This window comes from Ruegeria sp. AE3 (genome assembly GCF_056542225.1).
Genome location: NZ_JBQFZL010000001.1, coordinates 645573 through 659844, shown reverse-complemented (window position 1 = coordinate 659844; position 14272 = coordinate 645573). Strand labels below are relative to the sequence as shown.

Here is a 14272-nt window from a genome sequence, read left to right as displayed (position 1 = left end):
AACGCCCGTGGACCTGACTGCGCTGCGCAATGCCAACCCCGAACACTGGGACAAAGCTGCGGCCATCCGCACATTGACCCTTGATGCCGTCGCCGCTGCAAACTCCGGACATTCCGGTATGCCCATGGGCATGGCGGATGTCGCGACCGTCCTGTTCGAAAAGCATCTGAAGTTTGACGCCTCGGCCCCGAACTGGCCGGATCGTGACCGCTTCATCCTGTCCGCAGGCCATGGTTCGATGCTGGTCTATTCGTTGCTGTACCTCACCGGATATGCAGATGTAACGCTGGAGGAGATCAAGAATTTCCGCCAGCTGGGCGCAAAAACCGCAGGCCACCCAGAAAACTTTCTGGTCTCTGGTGTTGAAACCACGACCGGACCGCTGGGTCAGGGTATCTCGAACGCCGTGGGCTTTGCGATGGCCGAGGAAATCCAGCGCGCGCATTATGGCAAGAAGGTTGTTGACCACTATACCTATGTCATCGCGGGCGACGGCTGCCTTATGGAAGGCGTAAGCCAGGAGGCAATCACCCTGGCCGGTCGTCACGAGCTGAGCAAGCTGATCGTCTTCTGGGACAACAACAACATCACCATCGACGGCACCGTCGACATCGCCGACCGCACCGATCAGGTTCGCCGCTTTGCGGCCTCGGGCTGGCATGTGATTGAAATCGACGGTCATGACCCCAAGGCCATCGACGCGGCCATCGTTCAGGCGAAGAAGTCGAACAAGCCGACAATGATCGCGTGTAAAACCCACATTGCTCTGGGCCACGCGGCGCAGGACACGTCAAAGGGGCACGGTGCGCTGACCGATGCGGATCAGCTGAAGGCCGCCAAGAAGGCTTATGGCTGGGCGCATGACGCGTTTGACGTGCCTGCCAGTGTCAAATCCGCATGGGAAGCTATCGGTGCGCGTGGCGCTGCCGAGCGTTCGGAATGGGAAGAGCGTTTCGCACAACTGTCCGAGCGTAAGCAGGCTGAGTTCACCCGCGCATATGCATTCGAGGCCCCCAAGCGTCTGGCCGGAGCCATTCGCGCCTTCAAAAAGCAGATGTCCGAAGACCAGCCGAAACTGGCCACCCGTTCGTCGTCGGAGAAGGTCCTGAACGTTGTAAACCCGATCATGACCGAAACCGTTGGCGGTTCGGCGGACCTGACCGGGTCAAATAACACAAAATCGGCCGATATGGGCGTGTTCCTTCCGGAAAACCGCAAGGGTCGCTATATCCATTATGGTATCCGTGAACACGGCATGGCGGCGGCGATGAACGGCATGGCGCTGCATGGTGGTATCCGCCCCTATGGCGGTACATTCATGGCCTTCACCGATTATGCCCGCCCGTCCATGCGTCTGGCGGCGCTGATGAAGATCCCTTCGGTTTTCGTGATGACCCATGACTCGATCGGTCTGGGCGAAGACGGCCCGACCCACCAGCCTGTCGAGCATCTGGCGATCTCGCGTGCAACCCCCAACACTTTTGTCTTCCGCCCGGCTGACACCATTGAAACGGCCGAGGCATGGGAACTGGCGCTGACCTTCAAGGACAGCCCCTCGGTCCTGTCGCTGACCCGTCAGGGTGTTCCAACGGTACGTACCGAGCACAAGACCAAGAACCTGACCGCACAAGGTGCTTACGTTCTGGCCGAAGCAGAAGGTAAGCGTCAGGCAATCCTGATCGCCACAGGTTCCGAAGTGTCGCTGGCCATGGAAGCCAAAGCGATGCTCGAGGCCGAGGGCATCGGCACCCGCGTCGTCTCGATGCCCTGCATGGAGCTGTTCGCACAGCAGGACGAAGCCTACCGCAAGCGCGTCCTTCCGGCGGGTCCGGTCCGCGTTGGTATCGAAGCCGCGGTTCGCGCTGGTGGCTGGGATCGTTGGTTGCTGGGTGAACGTGGCCGCGAAGCCAAAGCCGGGTTCATCGGCATGTCCAGCTTTGGTGCCTCGGCCCCTGCGGGAGAACTGTACAAGCATTTCGGCATCACCGCCGAAGCGACCGTCGCAAAGGTCAAGGAATTGTTGGGGCTGTAAATCAGTCCCACCTGATCGAGCAAAGGGCGGCCTTGGCCGCCCTTTTCATTTGGGTTCAGCCTTAACCCGAAGTGCAAGTTCTTCATAGGCTTTCAGAGCGTAATCCAATCGCAACTCATACCGTCCTTGCACCACCACTTTCTCAGGTTCTTGCAGGCCGAGACAATACAACGCTTGGCGAAGATGGGTTCCAGACAGCGGAACATAAGTAGCCGATTGACCCACTAAAGCGTTGTAAAAGCGTCCCCCGAACCAACGGCTACGCTCCTGCGCCCTGAAAGCGGTATCAACACGAAAATGCAAGAAACTGTACAGCTCGGATTCATCGAATGGGACTTCGTCGGCCGCAACACTCAAAGCCGATAGAATTGAGGATCTGCCGTTTAATCCGCGCGTGCCCACTTTTCGAATAAGCGGGCCATCGATCGTCGTGCCTAGACGGTAACGGGTCAATTCAGTGTTTCGCATTCTTACTTAACATTGGTGCTATGATCCGGGTTGCAACAGGGATCAAAACCAACCCCCAAGCTAAACCAAATACGCCATCCATCGTGGCCTTGGACACCCACTCAACCACACCAACCCATTGATCAGAGACAGAATGCCCAATGGTATAGGCCCAATCATGGATATGATGGCCCAACCATCCAAAGCCCAACACCTCCATCCCGTGGATGACGATCGAGCCCCCCACCCACAGCATCGCCGCTGTTCCGACAATGGACAGTATTTTCATCACCCCGGGCATTGCCTTGACCAACCCTCGGCCCAGACCGCGACCGATAGGTATCGGCGCGTTCTGCGCCAGATAAAGCCCAACATCATCCATTTTCACGATCAGAGCCACCGACCCATAGACGGCCACCGTCACGCCGATCCCCACAACGGCCAGCGTCGCGGCCTGCATCCATAGGTTCGGGGCTTCGATCGCCGCCAGTGCAATGGTCATAATCTCGGCAGACAGAATAAAATCGGTCTTGATTGCGCCCTTGACCTTCTGCTCTTCCAGATGGCCCGGGTCCCGGTTTTTCATATCCTCTTCAATTACATGGCTACCATGAGGAAACAGGACGTGAAAAATCTTCTCGGCGCCTTCAAAACACAAATATGATCCACCCAGCATCAACAGTGGGGTGATCAGCCACGGGGCGAAATTGGCCAGCAACAAGGCCACCGGCAACAGGAGTATGATTTTGTTGAAAACCGAACCGCGCGCGATACGCCAGATGATCGGCAATTCGCGCGCCGGGGCAAAGCCCTGAACGTATTTTGGTGTTACCGCAGCGTCGTCAATGATTACGCCTGCAGTCTTGGCCCCTGCCTTGCCTGCCGCAGCCACGACATCATCCACCGATGTCGCCGCGACCTTGGCGATCCCGGCCACATCGTCCAACAAGGCCAAAAGACCACTCATCGCGTTTCCTTTCCCGTTCGCTGCCGCATCCGGACCCTACCTGATCCAACGGCTAGCGCAAGCGTTAGCGCAACCGTCGCAGGTTTGCGCTAACACCTTAAAAATATGCCGTTTTTGCCCTTTTGAGATTCCCATTTCGCCGCTATATGGCCCTCAACGCAAGCGCATCAGGAGACGTCACATGACCATCAAGGTCGGTATCAATGGTTTTGGCCGTATTGGCCGCTGCACCCTGTCGCACATCGCCGCGTCGGGGCGTAACGACATCGAAGTGATCAAAGTCAACGCAACCGGCCCATTGGAAACCTCTGCGCATCTGCTGAAATATGACAGCGTTCATGGGCGTTTCCCGCGCGAAGTTTCAATCGAAGGCAACACGATGGATCTGGGTCGTGGCCCAATGCAGATGTTTTCGACCTACGATATGAATGAACTGGACTGGGAAGGCTGTGACGTCGTTCTGGAGTGCACCGGTAAATTCAATGATGGCACCAAGGCCAAAACACATCTGGATCGCGGTGCGGGCAAGGTGCTGCTGTCCGCCCCCGGCAAAAATGTGAACAAGACCATCGTTTTTGGTGTGAACCACAACACCCTGACCGCGAATGACAACATGGTGTCGAACGGCTCCTGCACAACAAACTGCCTGGCCCCGCTGGCCAAGGTTCTGGACGAGGGTGTCGGCATTGAACATGGCATCATGACCACCATTCACGCCTATACCGGAGACCAGCCCACGCTGGACCGTCGCCACAGTGATCTCTATCGCGCCCGCGCTGCCGCAATGTCGATGATCCCGACCTCAACCGGTGCTGCCAAAGCTTTGGGTGAAGTTCTGCCAAACCTGAAAGGCCGTCTGGACGGGTCCGCCATCCGGGTTCCTACCCCGAATGTTTCTGCGGTTGACCTGACGTTCCGTGCGTCGCGTGACACCTCGGTGACCGAAATCAACGCAATCGTCGAAGAAGCAGCCAAAGGCCCGATGCAGCGCGTTTTGGGATTTGAGCCCGCGCCGCTGGTATCAACCGATTTCAACCACACCGAAGAAAGCTCGATCTTCGCACCCGACCAGACCCGCGTCGTCAATGATCGCATGGTGCGCGTGCTGGCCTGGTATGACAACGAGTGGGGCTTTTCGGTTCGCATGGCAGACGTAGCCGTCGCCATGGGCCGCCTTAACTGACCCTTCGGACTTCGCTTGTACGTTGGTGCCCGCTCAGGTTATCTGAGCGGGCATTTTCATTCGGAACCGACATGAACAATCAAATTGCTATGTGGCTTGGCGTCCTATTGCTTGGGGGCATGATGCTGGACGTGGCCTTGTATGGTACCGAGCACATGTTGTTCCTCGGCAAGAAGCTTTACGACTTTCTGGACTGGCTCGCTTTTTGGCGATGACAGAGGTTTTTCTTGACATTTCTCTTGATGTGTAATTGTTAGCGCTAACTCATATAATTGTGATATTTGTACGGAGCGAACCATGACCCTGAAACTAGCGATCAACGGATTTGGACGGATCGGGCGCGGGGTTCTGCGCGCGGTGATGGAAAGCGGACGTACAGACGTTGAGATCGTCGCGATCAACGACTTGGGCAAACCCGACATGAACGCGCATCTATTCGAGTTTGACAGTGTTCATGGCCGTTATCCCAACCCTGTCACGCTTACAGACGCCGGCATGGATGTGGGGCGCGGCCCGATCCGCCTGAGCAGTGAGCGTAATCCCGAAGACCTGCCTTGGTCTGATATCGACGTTGTTCTGGAATGCACCGGGGTTTTCCGCACCCGCGAAGCAGCGGAACGTCACTTCAAGAACGGATCGCGGAAAGTCCTGATCTCAGCCCCGGCACGGGGTGACGGCGGTGTGAAAACCATCGTCTTTGGTGTCAACGATAACGAACTGACAGCCGACGATCTGATCGTATCGAACGCATCCTGCACCACGAATTGCCTTTCTCCGGTTGCCGCAGCTTTGGACGCTGGTCTTGGCATCAAACATGGCAACATGACCACCGTTCACGCCTATACCGCCAGCCAGCCTGTGCATGACACGGTTGGAAAAGACCCCTACCTGTCGCGCGCCGCAGCCCTGTCGATGATCCCTACCACAACCGGTGCAGCCGCCGCCGTGGGGCTGGTACTGCCGCAACTCAAGGGCAAATTGACGGGTCAGGCCATCCGGGTACCCACCCCGAACGTTTCGGTCGTTGATCTGGTTGCCGAGGTTTCGCGCCCAACGACCGAAGATGAGGTCAATCAACTGTTCATTGACGCCGCGGCAAAGATCCCCGGTGTTCTGGCGGCGGAAAGCCGTCCTCTGGTCTCGGTCGATTTCAACCACGACTCGCACAGCTCGACAGTGTCACTGGCGGAAACCAAAGTCACCGACGGCACGCTGGTTCGCGTGCTGGCCTGGTATGACAACGAATGGGGCTTTTCGAACCGGATGCTGGATACGGCCGCCGCGATGGGCGCCCTAGCCTAACCGCTTAACCGCTCACGCAGTGCGGCATTGACACGGGGCGTGACAAACTTTGACACGTCCCCGTTCAAGCGGGCAATTTCTTTCACCAGTTTTGAAGCAATCGCCTGATGGCGTGCTTCGGCCATCAAAAAAACAGTCTCGATCGAGTCGTCCAGTGCGCGGTTCATGCCAACCATCTGGAATTCATACTCGAAATCCGCGACAGCGCGCAAACCGCGTACAATGATCTGCGCACCGACATCCCTTGCGCAATCGATCAAGAGATTTTCGAAGGGATGAGCGATGATTTCCGTGCCGGTTTGTTCGGTCAGTTCGGCGCATTCGGCCTCGATCATGGCGACGCGCTCTTCCAGCGAGAACAACGGGCCTTTGTCCCGGTTGATGGCGACGCCAATGACCAGTTTATCCACCAATGCCGCCGCCCGGCGAATTATATCGATGTGCCCTATGGTGATAGGGTCAAAGGTTCCCGGATACAAACCAACCCGCATCGCGCCCTCCTGCGCAACAAAATTTCTGCGCAAGCAAACACAACTTTGCTGCAGGTGCAAGTGATTGCTTTGGCACCCCTTGCTGTTAGTGCCCCATTATCATGCCTTCCAGAGCGTCTTTTTCCATCGCCAGTTCGGCCAGTTGGGCCTTTACCACGTCACCAAGTGTGACGATGCCGATCAGTTTACCGTCTTCGACAACCGGCATATGGCGAAAGCGCCCTTCTGTCATGCGGGCCATGATATCCTGAACTGAGGCCTGACGCGTCGTCGTGATCAGATCCTGCGTCATGTAGGATTTTACAGGCTGGTCGAGACAGCCGCTACCGCTGGCGGCAAGCTCGCGGACGATGTCGCGTTCAGACAGAATTCCAATAGCGGTTTCTCCGCCATCGTCCGAAATAACAACCGTCCCGATCCGCTTTTCCGCAAGAATTTTCGAGGCTTCTGAAACTGTCGCCGTTGGCGCCACCGTTACAACGCCGTTTGTCGCTTTGGACGTCAGGATAGCCTGTACCAACATGAAGAATTCCTCCGGAATAATAACACTTATTCCAAAGCGTTGCGCGATTGTGGCGACCTGTCAAGCACCGGCATCTGCTTCCAATCGAAGCACTTCCTCGCGAATGCCGCGCGTTAGGGCATCGGCAAAGCGGTTCAGCCGTTCATTGCGCTGATCTCCTTCATGCCGGACCAGATAGAAACTTCGTGTCAGACTCACTTGATCCGTCAGGATTTTCCGTAGCCCCGGATGGAACGGCAACGTAAAGTCATGTGCCACGCAAACGCCTGTTCCCAAACTGACCTGCCGCAATTGCACCGAGACCGAGTTCGATGCAAGCGCGACACGGTCAACCCCAATATCGTTCAGGTAATCCAGTTCACGGTCAAAGATCATGTCAGGGATGTAACCGATCAACCGGTGCCCCTTGAGGTCAGCGACCGAGTGGATTGGTTCGTGACGTTTCAAATATTCATCGGTCGCGACCATGTGTAGTTTGTAGTCACTGACTTTCTTGACCAAAAGCTGCCCTGCGGTTGGCGCGCTGACGGTCACGGCCATATCGGCCTCGCGACGGGACAGGTTGATCACCCTCGGCAGAGCCAGAATCTGAATATCCAGTTCCGGGTTTGAATCACTGATCCTGGCGCAGACCTGGGGCAACAGGTAATTTGCGCTGCCATCTGGCGCGCCGATCCGGATTTGCCCGCTGAGTGATTTCGTGGATCCTGCCACGGCTCCGGCCGCTGCGCGCATCGCCTCTTCGGCATGCAACCCATGCTCCAACAGGCGCTGCCCTGCCGGTGTCAGGACATAGCCCTGCTGCGACTTGGTGAACAACGCAGAATCCAGCGTCGTTTCCAATCGCGCAACACGTCGCCCCACGGTGGCGGGGTCGATTTTCAGGATACGACCAGCGGAGGAAAGACTTTCCTCGCGCGCCACGGCCAGAAAGATCCGCATATCGTCCCAGTTTGGAGTCACACCGCTTCCTTTTGCATTTTTGCAAAACTCTTTTGAGACATTGCCTCTGTTCGCGGGATTTCTGCAAGCCTATTGTGCGCATAAATCTATCGGAGGAGTTATTGATGCAAGATCTGACCCATTTCCTGAACGGCGAAATGGTCGCCGGTACATCCGGTCGTTTCGACAACGTCTACAACCCGGCAACGGGCGAGGTTCAATACAAGTGCCCGATGGCCAGTGCAGCGGAAACCACGGCGGCGATTGAGGCCGCAGCCGCTGCCCAGCCCGAATGGGGCGCAACCAACCCTCAGAAACGTGCACGTGTCATGATGGCAATGGTCGGCCTGATGAACCGCGACATGGACAAACTGGCCGAGGCACTTAGCCGCGAGCACGGCAAGACCATCCCCGATGCCAAGGGCGACTTGCAGCGTGGTCTGGAGGTGATCGAATACTGCATCGGTGCACCGCAGATGCTGAAGGGTGAGTTTACAGACAGCGCAGGCCCCGGCATCGACATGTATTCCATGCGCCAACCGCTAGGTGTCGTGGGGTCGATCATGCCCTTCAACTTCCCTGCGATGATGCCCCTGTGGCATGTCGGTCCTGCACTGGCCTGCGGTAACGCCGTTGTTCTGAAACCTTCCGAGCGTGACCCCTCGGTTCCGCTGATGCTGGCCGAACTGTTTGTCGAAGCCGGTCTGCCCAAAGGCGTGTTCCAGGTCGTGAATGGCGACAAAGAGGCCGTTGATACGATCCTCGACAGCGAGATCATTCAGGGCGTCAGCTTTGTGGGGTCTACCCCGATCGCGCAGTATATCTATAGCCGCGCCACAGCAAACGGCAAACGCGCGCAGTGTTTTGGTGGTGCCAAGAACCACATGATCGTCATGCCGGACGCCGATCTGGATCAGGCCGCCGACGCGCTGGTCGGTGCCGGGTTTGGCGCAGCTGGCGAACGCTGCATGGCAATCTCTGTTGCGGTTCCCGTTGGTGAAGAAACCGCGGACAAGCTGATCGAAAAGCTGATCCCACGCGTCGAAAAGCTGAAAGTAGGCCCCTACACCGCTGGTGACGATGTCGACATGGGCCCTGTAGTAACAGCAGCCGCAAAAGAGCGTATCCTTGGCCTGATCAATTCGGGTGTCGAGCAAGGCGCAAAGCTGGTTGTCGATAACCGCGACTTCAGCCTGCAAGGTTATGAGGACGGTTTCTTTGTCGGCCCGCACCTGTTTGACCACGTCACTCCGGACATGGACATCTACAAACAAGAGATCTTTGGCCCGGTTCTGTCGACTGTCCGAGCAGGTTCCTACGAAGAGGCGATTGGCCTGGCGATGGACCACGAATACGGCAACGGCACAGCGATCTTTACCCGCGACGGTGACACAGCGCGCGACTTTGCGAGCCGGATCAATATCGGCATGGTGGGTATCAACGTTCCGATCCCCGTTCCGCTGGCTTATCACACTTTTGGTGGTTGGAAAAAATCCATGTTTGGTGATCTGAACCAGCATGGCCCGGACAGCTTCAAGTTCTACACCCGCACCAAAACAGTGACCGCACGTTGGCCGTCCGGCATCAAGGAAGGTGGCGAGTTCAACTTCAAAGCCATGGACTGATTTCTGCCTGCACGACCATGGAACCCGGCCCCATTCAGGGCCGGGTTTTTGCATCTTTCCGCCGACCAGCTTTCAAATTCCCCACGCTCACAAGAAATTCAGGTGCGTCGCTCTGGAAAATTGCGTCCAATGGAAATATCTTGCCGCCAAATACACAGCGAGCAGTGAACTTACCGGAGGCAACCTTGTCCCAATCCCGAATAACCCGTCGTTCCGCCCTGCTAGGCGTTGCATCCCTGATGGCGACCCCCGCCCTTGTTCGGGCACAAAGCACTGATGCTTTCCCGCAAACCGAAGACGCGATCAGCACACAGTTGCCGGTACGGCGCAATGTGTCGTCCTTCTCGCAGCAAAACTGGCAGGACCATTTTGATGAGCTGGGCGTAGGCTGCCTGTTGGCCGACATTACCAGCCGCGCGGTTCACTATTGGGCACCGGATGGCACCTATAAGCTGTACCCCAGCTCTGTTCCCATGAGCGAAGAGCTTACAAAACGCGGCTACACAAAAGTTGTGCGCAAGACCGAGTTTCCAAGCTGGACACCGACTGCCTCGATGCGCGAGCGTGACCCCAGCCTGCCTATTCGGATCGATGGCGGTGATCCCGGAAACCCGCTGGGCACACGTGCAATGTATTTGGACTGGCCCGCTTACCTGGTTCATGGCACGCATGACACCCGCAAGATCGGCCGGCAGAGCTCTTCTGGCTGTATCGGCCTTTACAACCAGCATGTCGAAGAACTGTATCCGCTGGTTAAGGTCGGCACACAGGTTCGTTTGATCTAATCTACCAGCTCAGAAAAGCAAAAGCCCCGGTCATACGCCGGGGCTTTGATCTCTTAAGGAACAGAGCGTCATTCCGGCAGGATAACAGCGTCGACCACGTGGATCACGCCATTGCTGGCTTCAATATCTGCCTGTATGACCTTGGCGTCATTCACTTTGACGCCGTTTTTGGCATTCACGCTAAGCCGATCACCCTGAACAGTCAGAACCTTGGCGCGCTTGCCAGCAATGTCGCCGGACATCACTTTGGCTGGTACTACATGGTATGTCAGGATCGATACGAGTTGATCCTTGTTCTCCGGCAACAACAACGTTTCCACCGTGCCTTCGGGTAGTGCGGCAAAGGCTTCGTCTGTCGGGGCAAAGACGGTGAATGGACCTTTTCCTTTCAAGGTATCTACCAAACCTGCGGCTTGAACTGCGGCCACCAACGTGTTGAACGATCCGGCTGCTACAGCGGTATCAACGATATCTGCAGCCTGCGCTTTGAGCGGCATGGCAAATGCAAATGCGGCGGCGGCACCCATAAAAGTACGACGAAACATGGCTGTCTTCTCCTCTCCAGCTTGTTATGGAAAGGGATACGGGGCTTTCGTCACGCCGGATCAGTCTGAGATCATTTTTCTTTTAGCTGCACCCAGATGCTTTGCGCGCGCCCTTCAGCCAAAAAGGGCAAATCGGCGACAGCATCGGGTCGATCCTGTTGCAAGTAATATCCCGGCCAAAGCATTGAATACGCGCCAGATTGCAGCAAAGCGTGCAGCATGTACTGCTCACCCCAACCTGGGCAATCATAGAAGAACCGCTTGGGGTATTCGTAGGGCAGAAAAACATCGTGCACATGGATCACCACTCCGGGCTTCAGTGTTGGAATGATGCGGCAAAAAAGATGAGCGACGTCGTTGCTCATCCGCACGACGTGGCTGGAATCAATAAACAGGATGTCGCCGGCTTCCAGCTCTGAAAACAGCGCCGGGTCGGCCTCCTCCAGCCGTTTTTGTTCGAACCGATCAACAACATGGACAATGTCAGCGCGGGGATACGGATCGATGGCCGTAATTGTGGTGTTAAACCCGCCATCGATGACCGCCTGCCGGGTTACTCGGGTCGAGTTACCGCATCCAACCTCGATCACCCGCCGGGGCTGAAAGCGGCGGATCATCAGATACAAGGCATCCGCGTCCGGGCTGTCGTAATAGCCGTTTCCGGTACGATAGCCAGTCTGATTGCGCTCTGGATCCTTTAGCGCCTCTAGCGCATTCTTGTGCATGGCGTATTCACTGGCCAGCTGCGAAATATCAAACCCATCCATCCCCGGGGACAAAGCATAGACGGGGCGCGTCAGACCTCCGGCAGCCTCAAAAGCTTTCAACCGTGTGCGCTCATCCTGTTCGGTGACCTTGTCGACCAGTTTCACACCCAGCTCATCCAGGGCGGCGTTGATCTGCGGGAATTTTCTGGGTTTCAAGTCGCTGGCTCCGTAGTCTTTGCTGCGATGTTCCTTACCTTTGCTAGTCGTTCCTCTGCAAGGACAAGCCGGGCAAACCCTTGGCAAAAAGAAAATTTCCGTATTCACTGATCGAAATAACTACCGCGAGGGCCGCCATGCAGCAGGAATTCACGATCGGGATCGAAGAAGAATACCTTCTTGTAGACCGCGACAGCCTCCAATTGTCCGAAGCCCCCGAAGCGCTGATGGAAGCCTGTCAGAATGATTTCGAAGGTCAGGTCAGCCCCGAATTCCTGCAATGCCAGATTGAAGTCGGCACCCGCCCGCATGCAACCGTCGCTTCGGCGCGCGAGGACCTGAAACGCCTGCGGTCCTGTGTATCAGAACGGGCAGCGGATTATAATCTGTCGCCAATTGCCGTGTCGTGCCACCCTTTCGCAAACTGGAAGGATCAGCATCACACCCGCAAAGAACGCTATGATGAGCTGCAACATGCGCTGGGGGGCGTGGCCCGCCGGATGCTGATCTGCGGAATGCATGTTCATGTCGGGGTTGAAAGCCAAGCATTGCGTTCTGATCTGATGCCGCAATTGTCTTACTTCCTGCCGCATCTTCTGGCGTTGTCCACGTCCTCGCCTTTCTGGAATGGCGAGGATACGGGCCTGTCTTCGTACCGCCTGACTGTCTTTGATAATTTGCCGCGCACTGGTCTGCCGCCGGTCTTTGCAAGCTGGGGCGAATATGAACGCACGACAGGTATTTTGATTGAACTGGGGGTCATTGAAGATACCACTAAGATCTGGTGGGACCTGCGCCCCTCGCATCGCTTTCCAACGCTTGAAACGCGGATTATGGATGTCCAGCCAAGGTTGGAGCACACGCTTTCACTTGCCGCCCTTATTCAGGCGTTGACCAGAATGCTGTGCCGCTTGAAAGATCGCAACTTGCGCTGGCGGCAATATGATCGCTTTCTTATAGGTGAAAACCGCTGGCGCGCACAGCGATATGGTGTGGGCGAAGGATTGATCGACTTCGGCGATCGCTCGATCAAACCCATGTCCGATTTGATCGGTGATCTGATGGGATTGCTGGCCGAAGATGCCGAGGCACTGGGCACAATGTCGGAACTGGCCCGCCTGCGGCAGATTGCCGAAAACGGCACCTCGGCCACACGCCAGCGCCGCGTTCACGCCGAGGCTGCCGCACGAGGAGAAGATCCCGGCAAGGCCGTCGTACGCCACCTGATCGAAGAGTTCCATGCGGATCTTTAGGCACTAACGACAACAGCCCCGTGCCCAGAGCCATTGTTGAACCTGCAAAATTTCTGTAAGAATTCAGAAATAAACAACTGTTCAATTCATTGCCGATGGGAGGGAGCGCCATGGATTTCGCACTCAGCGAGGAACAAACAGCCATTTTCGATATGGCACATGCCTTTGGGCAGGAACATATCGCCCCTTTTGCCCGGCAATGGGAGGCTGATGGAACGATCCCCAAAACCTTGTGGCCCCAAATCGGAGAGCTTGGCTTCGGTGCCCTTTACGTGTCAGAGGCTAGCGGTGGGTCAAACCTGACCCGTCTGGATGCAACCCTGGTTTTTGAGGCCTTATCGATGGCCTGCCCGTCGGTCGCAGCCTTCCTGTCGATCCATAACATGTGCGCCAAGATGCTCGACAATTTTGCCGACGATGACCTCAAGGCGCGCATTATGCCCGATGTTCTGAGCTTGAAAACTGTGCTGAGTTATTGCTTGACCGAGCCCGGCTCTGGATCGGATGCGGCGGCGCTGAAAACACGTGCCGAACGAACCAATGAAGGCTATACGCTGAACGGAACAAAAGCCTTCATTTCAGGCGGCGGATATTCCGACGCTTACGTCTGCATGGTGCGTACCGGTCAGGATGGACCCAAAGGGATATCGACCGTTTACGTTGAAGACGGCACGCCCGGACTCAGCTTCGGCGCGCTCGAGCAGAAGATGGGCTGGAAAAGCCAACCCACCGCGCAAGTTCAGTTCGACGATTGCAAGATACCGGCCGGAAACCTTGTGGGCACGGAAGGAGACGGGTTCAAATATGCGATGATGGGGCTGGATGGCGGGCGGCTTAACATTTCGGCCTGTTCCCTTGGGGCCGCTCAGGCGGGGCTGGACATGACGCTGCAATACATGTCTGAACGTAAGGCTTTTGGCCAATCCATCGACCAGTTTCAGGCCCTTCAGTTCCGTCTGGCGGATATGGAGATCGAATTGCAGGCCGCGCGCACGTTCCTTCGGCAGGCAGCCTGGAAGCTGGATCAGGGCGCATCCGATGCCACGAAGTTCTGCGCCATGGCCAAGAAATTCGTCACTGAGACCGGATCGAAAGTGGTGGATCAGTGCCTGCAATTGCATGGTGGTTATGGCTACCTTGCTGATTACGGCATCGAAAAGCTTGTGCGTGATCTTCGTGTGCACCAGATATTGGAAGGCACGAACGAGATCATGCGTGTGATCGTATCGCGCCAGTTGCTTGCCAATCGCTGAG

The 14272-nt window shown here is 56.5% G+C and carries 15 protein-coding genes; 8 read left to right on the top strand and 7 right to left on the bottom strand.

What is annotated here, in order from left to right; genetic code table 11:
* Positions 1-7 precede the first annotated feature (7 nt).
* Entirely contained in the window at positions 8-2032 is a 2025-nt protein-coding gene (tkt, locus tag ACR0NZ_RS03260; protein ID WP_480516909.1) for a transketolase, read from the top strand.
* Between the two features lie 45 nt (positions 2033-2077).
* Here tkt and ACR0NZ_RS03255 read toward each other — a convergent pair whose 3' ends face one another.
* Positions 2078-2500 (bottom strand): hypothetical protein, encoded by a 423-nt coding sequence (locus tag ACR0NZ_RS03255; protein ID WP_480516907.1) that lies wholly within the window; start codon positions 2498-2500, stop codon positions 2078-2080.
* A complete protein-coding gene (locus tag ACR0NZ_RS03250; protein WP_480516905.1) occupies positions 2487-3446 on the bottom strand; it encodes a DUF808 domain-containing protein in 960 nt (319 codons plus the stop codon). The genes ACR0NZ_RS03255 and ACR0NZ_RS03250 overlap by 14 nt, the downstream gene beginning before the upstream one ends.
* 181 nt (positions 3447-3627) lie before the next feature.
* On the opposite strand from ACR0NZ_RS03250, the gene gap (ACR0NZ_RS03245) reads away from it, so the two are divergent.
* The 3 genes from gap (ACR0NZ_RS03245) to gap (ACR0NZ_RS03235) all read left to right on the top strand — a co-directional run bounded on the left by gap (ACR0NZ_RS03245) (position 3628) and on the right by gap (ACR0NZ_RS03235) (position 5931).
* Entirely contained in the window at positions 3628-4629 is a 1002-nt protein-coding gene (gap, locus tag ACR0NZ_RS03245) for a type I glyceraldehyde-3-phosphate dehydrogenase (protein ID WP_480516903.1), read from the top strand.
* A gap of 71 nt (positions 4630-4700) precedes the next feature.
* A complete protein-coding gene (locus ACR0NZ_RS03240; protein WP_480493268.1) occupies positions 4701-4844 on the top strand; it encodes a hypothetical protein in 144 nt (47 codons plus the stop codon).
* An 82-nt stretch (positions 4845-4926) separates the two neighbouring features.
* Positions 4927-5931, top strand: a complete 1005-nt coding sequence (gap, locus tag ACR0NZ_RS03235) for a type I glyceraldehyde-3-phosphate dehydrogenase (protein WP_480516901.1) — start codon at positions 4927-4929, stop codon at positions 5929-5931.
* On the opposite strand, the gene coaD is transcribed toward gap (ACR0NZ_RS03235), so the two are convergent.
* The 3 genes from coaD to ACR0NZ_RS03220 form a co-directional block, all read right to left on the bottom strand.
* Complete coding sequence (gene coaD / locus ACR0NZ_RS03230) at positions 5928-6422, bottom strand: pantetheine-phosphate adenylyltransferase (protein ID WP_480516899.1); 495 nt, start codon at positions 6420-6422, stop codon at positions 5928-5930. The genes gap (ACR0NZ_RS03235) and coaD overlap by 4 nt on opposite strands.
* Before the next feature lie 85 nt (positions 6423-6507).
* On the bottom strand, positions 6508-6945 hold the full coding sequence (locus ACR0NZ_RS03225; protein WP_480472559.1) for a CBS domain-containing protein: 438 nt from the start codon (positions 6943-6945) through the stop codon (positions 6508-6510).
* A gap of 60 nt (positions 6946-7005) precedes the next feature.
* Positions 7006-7887 (bottom strand): LysR family transcriptional regulator, encoded by an 882-nt coding sequence (locus tag ACR0NZ_RS03220; protein WP_480476727.1) that lies wholly within the window; start codon positions 7885-7887, stop codon positions 7006-7008.
* A 125-nt stretch (positions 7888-8012) separates the two neighbouring features.
* On the opposite strand from ACR0NZ_RS03220, the gene ACR0NZ_RS03215 reads away from it, so the two are divergent.
* On the top strand, positions 8013-9512 hold the full coding sequence (locus ACR0NZ_RS03215) for a CoA-acylating methylmalonate-semialdehyde dehydrogenase (RefSeq protein WP_209596112.1): 1500 nt from the start codon (positions 8013-8015) through the stop codon (positions 9510-9512).
* 239 nt (positions 9513-9751) lie between these two features.
* On the top strand, positions 9752-10297 hold the full coding sequence (locus tag ACR0NZ_RS03210; RefSeq protein WP_480517736.1) for a L,D-transpeptidase: 546 nt from the start codon (positions 9752-9754) through the stop codon (positions 10295-10297).
* Positions 10298-10365: 68 nt separating this feature from the next.
* Here the strand turns inward: ACR0NZ_RS03210 and ACR0NZ_RS03205 are convergent, their stop codons facing one another.
* Together ACR0NZ_RS03205 and ACR0NZ_RS03200 are read right to left on the bottom strand one after the other, a co-directional pair.
* Positions 10366-10842, bottom strand: coding sequence for a fasciclin domain-containing protein (locus ACR0NZ_RS03205; RefSeq protein WP_480516897.1), 477 nt, complete (start codon positions 10840-10842; stop codon positions 10366-10368).
* A gap of 71 nt (positions 10843-10913) precedes the next feature.
* Positions 10914-11765, bottom strand: a complete 852-nt coding sequence (locus tag ACR0NZ_RS03200) for a class I SAM-dependent methyltransferase (RefSeq protein WP_480516895.1) — start codon at positions 11763-11765, stop codon at positions 10914-10916.
* Between the two features lie 137 nt (positions 11766-11902).
* Here ACR0NZ_RS03200 and ACR0NZ_RS03195 point away from each other — a divergent pair, with 137 nt between their 5' ends.
* The gene (locus ACR0NZ_RS03195) at positions 11903-13018 is read left to right on the top strand and encodes a carboxylate-amine ligase (protein ID WP_480516893.1); all 1116 of its coding nucleotides are present in this window, start codon (positions 11903-11905) and stop codon (positions 13016-13018) included.
* Between the two features lie 110 nt (positions 13019-13128).
* Positions 13129-14271, top strand: coding sequence for an acyl-CoA dehydrogenase family protein (locus ACR0NZ_RS03190; protein WP_480493274.1), 1143 nt, complete (start codon positions 13129-13131; stop codon positions 14269-14271).
* Position 14272 lies beyond the last annotated feature (1 nt).